General features: G+C 56.3%; 2 protein-coding genes. Both read right to left on the bottom strand.

Translation table 11 applies throughout. The annotated features are described in order from the left end of the window. Positions 1 to 4,806: hypothetical protein (locus tag VN622_05545; GenBank protein HWR35317.1), on the bottom strand; the 4,806-nt coding region annotated here is incomplete at its 3' end. A 118-nt stretch (positions 4,807 to 4,924) separates the two neighbouring features. Further along, on the bottom strand, positions 4,925 to 7,489 hold the full coding sequence (locus tag VN622_05540) for a hypothetical protein (protein ID HWR35316.1): 2,565 nt from the start codon (positions 7,487 to 7,489) through the stop codon (positions 4,925 to 4,927). Positions 7,490 to 7,886: the final 397 nt, after the last annotated feature.

Genomic DNA, 7,886 nt, shown 5'->3' with positions numbered 1-7,886 from the left:
GGCCTGGGCCTCGGAAATCAAGACCTGGAGGTCCGTCTTGTCGTATTCCAGATTGTTGAGGGCATAGAGAAGTTCCGTGCCCGCCGCCGCGACCTGCGCAGCGCTCGGCGTGGTCTCTTCAGCATCCAAGGGTTCCGTGTCTGCCGCCGCGATCTGGGCAGCGCCCAGCGTGGTTTCGCCATCACCCGGCGTGGTCTCTTCATCGCCATCACCCGGCGCGGTTTCTTCATCGCCATCGCCCGGCGTGGTTTCTTCATCGCTATCGCCCGGCGTGGTTTCTTCATCGCTATCGCCCGGCGTGGTTTCTTCATCGCCATCGCCCGGCGTGGTTTCTTCATCGCCATCGCCCGGCGTGGTTTCTTCATCGCCATCGCCCGGCGCGCTTTGTCCCGCCAGGTAGGCGCCGAGGATCTCCCCGGCCTGCGTCGCAGCCGCGGCCAGGGCTTCGCGCGTCGCCTGCGTGTAGCGCGTGTCCGCCCCCAGGCTCTCCGCCCGGGCGATCATCTGGGTCAGGCTGAAATAGTAGGCGCCCGTCGTCTGCGTTGTGTCGGTCAAGACTGCGAGCGCTTCAGCGTCGTCTTTGAAGACCAAGCCGCGCGTGCCGTTTTTGTAGGCGGTGATTGTCTTAATTACGTTCACTTCTTTGCTATAAACGGTGCTGGGGTCAGGATGCAAAAGTCCATAAACCCCGACGCTTCCAGCCCCGCTTATGCCTTGACCTTCCATCCCGGTGTCGCTAAAAAATTCGTAAATATGGTCGCCGTCGAAGTATCTATCCGCACCCGGCGCCAGCATGCCCATAACGCTTATGTCGGTGTCGCTCGGCCAAACTCTCAACCCGTTGATTGCCGTTTCAATTCCGTCGAGCGCCGCGTTGATTTCGGCTTCGCTCGCGTTTTCGCTGGCCGCAACAGTCTTTGCAGCGTCGAGCGCGGTAAGATAGTTATAGTAAGTCCCAAAGCCTATACCACCATCTAGATCTCTATCATCATAATCCCCGGCGGGGAAACTCGTCTCCGTCTCCAGAACAGCGATGATCGCGCTCAATTGGGCGTTCGTGAGGCGCGGCGTCAGGGAGGCGAGCGCGTTCGTCAGCTCGATCCAGGCGGCGTCGACCTGCTTCTGCCTCGCCGCGGCGTTGTCGTTAACGGCGGAAGCGCGGTTGACCGCCTGCTGAAAGTCTGTCCACGACGCGGCCGTGTACCCTTCGTCCGTGATCTGGCGGGCGATCTCAAGCATTTTGGCGAGATTCGTTTTGTCCGCGGCTCCCGCGTTCAGCGCTCCGAAATCATACACGCAGGTCGGCTGGCCGCCGTTTCTGACAAAGTTCTGGTACGCCAATAAGGCGAGGAAGCCCTGATCGGTCGCCATGCTGTTGAATTCGTTTTTGTCGCGCTGGTCGCCATACAGATTCTGAGTATCGCGCGAATGGGCGAAGCCCGCGCCGTCGGGCGTGATAAAGTCAAGCAGCCCGGCGATGGCGGAATGCGGAGCAAAAGTACCAAAGGGCGCTTCTTGTCCCGATTTGATGAAGCGCGCGTCCGCGACCGGGTCAATCCCGAGCGCGCACAAGGCCATAATCACCTGCGCGGTCGATTCGCTCGTCACGCCAGCTGTGCCCGTGTACTGCGACGCTTGAAAGCCGCCCGACTCCCACTGCACACTCGAGAGCCAGGTCACGGCCTTGCCGGCCGCAGCCGCGACGTCCGCGCGGCTGCGGTAGGGCGCCAGCGCCTGCAAGGCCATCGCCGTCAGGTCGGTGTCGTTGGCGCTCCCTTTGCCGTTCAGGCGATTGGTCAGGCTGAAGGCGCCGTTGGCGCCGCGGTATTCGAGCACCGCCTCAACGAGGGCGTCACGCGTCCATTTCGCGCCTGCCGGGATTTCATAATCCTTGGAATCCAAGAGGAGCAGGGCATAAACAGGACCGTTTAAGGTATAATCGTTATCGAAATTAACAAGCCCGTCGATCAGGCTGTGTACGGGATTTCCGGAGTGGTCTTTGAAATCAAGATTGTATTGGTCGAGGTCGGACACATCGAAGCCAAGCGAGCTTAAGGCCAGCCCGATGCGCGCGTAATCCGTCCAGACAACATTGGTCCGGAGCTGCGCAACGGATAAAACGGCGAATTCATTGAGCTCCGCTTCGCTTGTCAGCAGAGTCCGGCCGTAGACCTGCATGCCGATGTTCGTCCAGTCGCCGCCGAGCGTGCCGGCGCCCATCGTCCAGGTGGTCGTGAAATAGGAAGCGATGTTATTGACGATCGGGTCGATTACCGTCGTTATCTCGCCGTAGTCCGTGCCGGTTACGTGCACGACGACGCGCGCGGGCACGGTCGAGGCCTTCGCGGTCTGGTCGGACAGATAGGCCTCGACGACGTAATCGCCGGGCTGGGTGAATGTGTAGCTGAAGCTTCCGTTATTGCCGGTTTTAATGCCCGTGGCCTTCGTCGCGCCGAGCGCGCCTGCCTCGCTCACGAAGATCTGCAGGCCTTTGATCGGCGCGTAGCTTCCGCTCAGGTCAAAGCCGTCCTTGGCTTCGGCGGTCAGGCTGAAGGCCTCTCCCGTCGCTACCGTGACCGCGCCGTCGGTGATCGCGTCGCCGGTGAAGCGCGCGTAATAGCGTTGTTGATTATAAATACCATTTTCATCTTGGACGGGATAGCTTGCCAAAACGACTGCGTCGCCCTCGTGCAGCGCGGCGTAGAGTTCCGTGTCGCTGACCGACGGGTCGATCAAAACCCCGTTGATATAGATATGCGAGCGATAGCCGATAAGCGCCTCCGCCCCGCTGCTGTCGAACAGCTTGCCGATAAAGCCGTCCGTTTGCTTAAAGGTGATCGGTTTGTTGCTGCCGTAGTAAGGGGTGGGAATACCCGTTTCGTCCCACATGGCGGCGATCAGGTGCATGACGTTCGGCGTGGCCGACGGGGTAAGGTTATCCGTATCGTAATACTTTGTGCGCATGTCCTCAGCCGATTTGACGGACACGCTCATCGAATCGTTCAGATACAGCGTGCCGTACCGCCCCGCCGCGCCCTCGACCCGCAGGCTCACGTGCACGACGCCGTCCGCGTCGACGAGCTTGTGCAGGTAAACATCCCAGAGATTGTTGTAGGGGAGGGTGACCGCGGCGGCCTGCGCCTTGGTGGTCACTGCAATGTCTTTGACGGCTTCAGCCTCTGCTTTTGCGCTTGTCAGCAGCGTCCAGCTCGCGGGCGTGTAGGCGCTTTGATCGAATCCTGCGACGAGCGCAAGCAGCGCGTTCAGATTAGCCCTGACCTTTTCCGCCGCCTCCACCTCCGTATTTGTCAGGAGGTCGGCAGCCGCGGCGTTCAGCGCCGCCGCCTTGTCCTCGATATCCGCCTGCGCGCCTTCGGAATAAACCGTCTGCGCAACCGCGCCGCCGGCGTAAAGCGTCTGCGCCGCATCGCGCGCTGTGCCGTAATTGGCCGCGCTTTCCGCCGTATACGCCGCGGTGTCAATGCTGCCGTTCGCCTGCAACGTTTCGTGCAGGACGGTCGCGTTGACCTTTGTTTTCGGGATCAGCTTGCCGGCGGCCGTATTCAGCGCCGCCGCGGCGTTGTCTATGACTTGCTGGTCGGGGGAGTTGAGCGCAAGCTGGGCGGCGGCAAGCGCCGTCTGCATGTCGGCGTAAAAGCCGTTGGCGCTGGTATCGGTTCCGTTCCAGCGGTCGTTTGCCGGATAATAGTTGTCCGGCGTTTTGCTTTGCGCGTTTGCTATCGCGCTTTCCAAAGCCGTCAGATCGACTGAGGCGGCTTTGCCGGAAAAATTGACCATGGTATAGGATGTCATACTGTAATAAGTGCTGGTGTTGGTTAATTGCAAGGCAACGATATATTGCCCGTTGGCCGCAAAGGTGATTTCATAATAGGAACCGTTTCCGGTCGTGATGTTCGGTTCACCGTGAGTGGCAGCAATAAACGATGGATCAGAGGTTACATCGGTATAGGTTTGATTAAAAGGATTATAGCAATATATTTTAGCGGTATAAACAGCTGTACCATAAGAGGTTTTTAATGCGTAGCTGCCGGACAACGTAGACCACATAATAGTTCGGGTATAAATTTTTAACGGTTCATCGATGGTCTGCGTTATTTCGGCGGCCGAAGATGCAAAAATCCTTTCTTTATCGGGATTAGCAACAGTCGGCGCAATTCGCGTCAGTTTTACGACGGAATTTGCCGCTATGTTGCCGACCGAAGCAATATTTGACGCGCTGCCGCTTATCCAGTTGTCCGGCGGCGTAATCCCTTCAGGAATCACCTGCACTTTCATCGCGTCGAAATTTAATGCCGGCGACGGTCTGCTTTCCGCTGCAATGGTAACGCCCATCACGGAAGTGATCGTGCCGTCGGTGTTCCAGCCGATATAGGCCGGATCGAACGGATCAATCGTTGTCCCTCGCGCGGCGTGATAATCCATGATCGCCTGAATCAGGACGTGCGCCGCCGAAACGCTCTCCGTCGCGTCGACAAACTCGGCGCTGAACATGCCGGCGTGTCCGTACTCCGCCGCCAGCGCCTTGATACTGAACGGCGCGGCCTCGACTTTGCGCAGCGGGATGATGGGATTGGATACAAAACCGTTTTTATTATACGTTGTTCCTGATCTGTCTGTATCATAAGGATTTTCCAATAAAAAATAAGTATTAATTGCCGGTTTTTCGTCGGGATTGATGACAGCGGCGCCTGCCAATGCGGGGAATAAACCGGCCAGGAGAATAATCGTAAAAAAAACAAGAACCAGCTTTATTGAGATATTCCGGTTTGAATGGGCATCTGTCATTGGTAAAGCTCCTTCTATTGTATAGTATAGTAGGGAGCCGTCCGTACGGACGGTTCCCTGATGTTAGTTTTGCAGCTTTAGCTTGTATACGAGCAATGTTTCGCTCATATACAAATCGTTAGGACACGCCTTCAAGTAACAAGTAAGCGATATAGGGCTGCGCTGTCCCGTTCTGCACGATAACACGTACAACTTGCTGTTCTCCCTCGGCAAGGGTATAGCTCTGACTTGAAGTCGTCGTTCCTTTCGCGTTGTTTACAAACACGGCATAACCGGAAGTAGCGGTAACGCTTACCGTCGTTGGGGTGTCTTCCGGAATGTAGATGGGCGTATCGGGAATACCGCCCTCTAAGTCGGATAAGTGGTCGGCGCCGCCGACGGTCAAAGCCGTGGGCGCGGACGTAGTGCCGACCGGTGATCCGGCCGGGCTCGCCACCTTAACCGCAGTCACTTCGGTCGAGACTTCGCCGAAGGCGCCGGCGTTTTCAAGCACGCCCGTGTAGATGCGGACATATTTGAATTGCCTTGTGCTTAGATTCGTAAGAGGATTGCCGTCTGAATCCACCGCCCAGGCGAGGTCGATGCCGTCGCCTACGGCTGTTTGATACGTCGCGGTATAGGGATTGGCGGCAGTTCGGGTAACCGTCCCGTTCGCGTGCACGTCGCAGTAACCGAACTGATAGGTTACGTTGTCGGCAAGCTTAACGAGGTTTGCGAATTTAAGATCATCAGCGTCAAACATGGGGACATGGCTTGTAAAGTCGTTATGGTTTGACGTCGCCCCGTAATTCTCAGGAGCAGCGTATTCCGGCCACCATTCCGCGGCGTTGGTTTTGAAATCGGTCCAGGTGCTGCCGTCATCGAGCGAATAGCGGACGGTCGTACCGTTCATTTTCCAATAGATTTGAGGAACGGGTTCCGACGTAGCGCTGTAATGTTCGCTGCCCGCGATCGTGTACCACGGACCTCCGATATTTTCAGCCACCTGCACAATGCCGGGTTCCGCCCAGGTCCCGGAGCCGCTGACAAAGGCGTTGCCGTAAACAATAAAGTCTACGCCGTAAGGATTGTTCGGACTGTCCACGAGCGGCGTGGAATATTCATAGACGATATAGCCGCCGAAGCCGCCGATCGAAACCAGCCCGCCGCTGGCCAGGGTTTTGACGTAAGCAGGTGGCGTGGGGGTCAGCGTGTTGGCATCGTCCGAGGAGATGCTGCCGTAGCTCGTGCCCGTCGCGTATTGGCTCGGCGCGACGAGATAGCCGATCACGGCATTGGGCAATCCGTCCGGGTTCGGCTTGCTGATGTTGATTGTGTAATTTTCGGTCCCGGTGCCGCAGCTTAAATAGATCGTAATCGTGTAATTGCCCGTCGTCATGCCCGAGGGGCTCACGGTGTCGGCGCCGTTGTCATAACTGATCGAGCCGCCGCTGCCGCTGATGGTTGCGTTGGTTATCGTCGTACTCGGATTGATAAACCCGAGCTGATAGGTTTCGCTGGTCAGCCAGCCGTTGTCATACGTGTAAGTATGCGTATCGGGCGAGAACGCCGGCGTGTAAGTAAACGGATAGCTTACGCCGAGGTAATTAAGGCGCGCGTCGTTGACGCGGATGAGATCGGCGCCTAAGCGTTTGAGCCGGTTTGTCGCCGAAAGCACCTGATTTACCGTGGCGCTTCCGTTGTTATACACAGCGACGGCGTCGTCATAGGCCGCGTCAAAGGGGTTCCAGCTCGCAGCGGTGTAGCTGCTTTGCGCCGCTTCTTCATCCGCATAGGCGGTAATCACGGCGTTCAGCGCGGTTTTCGCGGCGCCGATTGCGATCGTATAGGTCGAATCAATCGGATAATAGGCGGGAATCAGTTGCGCCGTGGCGGAGTACGTCTGCCCGGCGGCGGTTTTAATGCCTGTGACGGATGTGCTCGTCACCCCCACGGTGTAAACGCCCGTGCTACCGATTTCCGCGATGCTGCTGGAATCCCCGGTCGTGCTGATGCCGGCAGCCGCGCCGGATTTCGGCGTTACGTACTTATCCGACATGTTCAGGCTGTATTCCATCAGCTTGAGGTACAGCGTTTCGTCGTCCGCGCCGTCCGCCAGGATTTTCTGGCCGGACGTCGTCGCGCCGGTCTCGTCGAAATACAGATATTTTGTCTTCGTATAATCCGTCACATAAAAGATCGATACAACGTCGCCGCTTTGCAGCGCGGCGTGCGCCGCATCATAACCGACTCCGTTGGCGTCTACCGGGATTTCGTCGTTGACCGTAAACATCCAGCCGCTGTTCGCCAGACCGTAGGTCGAAGAGTCGCGGTTGTCAAATTTCGCAACGTAAACATTTCCCGCTGAAACATTTGTGGAGCAGTCGGATTCGTCAAAACCCAAGGCCCCGGCGGCCAGGTACCACGCGTCAAATACGCAGGCCGCGCTGGTAGTTAAGTTTGCGTCCAAACCCATATAGTTGTTTGTCGTCGCGGAATAGCTGCCCGAGCTCACATTATATGTGCCTTCGTGCAGGATGCTCGTCGTGTAATTCCCGCCGGACGGTGTTACGCTATAAGCGATAACTTTTACATTGTTAACCGTATTCGCCAAAACACCGGTTGCCGGGAACAATGAAAAAATCATCGTCAGCACAACGAGCATCGTTAACAGTTTTGTTCCTTTTTTCCTAATCTTTTTCATTGTAAAGTTTCCTCCTACAATTTTTATTAGGAATCCTGGAGACTCCCTGATGTTGCGCCATGTTGGTTGTTTTCCCATGATAATCTTCCTACTTCACCCCCTCCAAACTCATACCTGATTTTTTTTTGAGCCTTGCCCTGCATCACCTCCTTATGCACTTTATATTTGCCGGTTGTCCTTAAGAGGAATCATCGGTAAACGGCGTTTTTAGTAAAACCGCCATTTATTTTACATTGTGAGAAATTTAGTATGTTTAGCTAAGAAAAAAAAGCATTGCTTGATAAGCAATGCCTCCGTTCTTCGGTCAGCAGTGAACGTTAAAGTTTTTGCAATTTTCCGGACTCCCCAAAAACAAAAAATCCTTCCCCCACGGAAGGATCCACGTTTTAACCGGTAT

Source organism: Clostridia bacterium (assembly GCA_035561135.1).
Lineage (GTDB): Bacteria > Acidobacteriota > Terriglobia > Terriglobales > Acidobacteriaceae > DATMYA01.
Note: the sequence above shows the minus strand (reverse complement) of the source record. Positions and strands in the feature narration are given on the sequence as shown.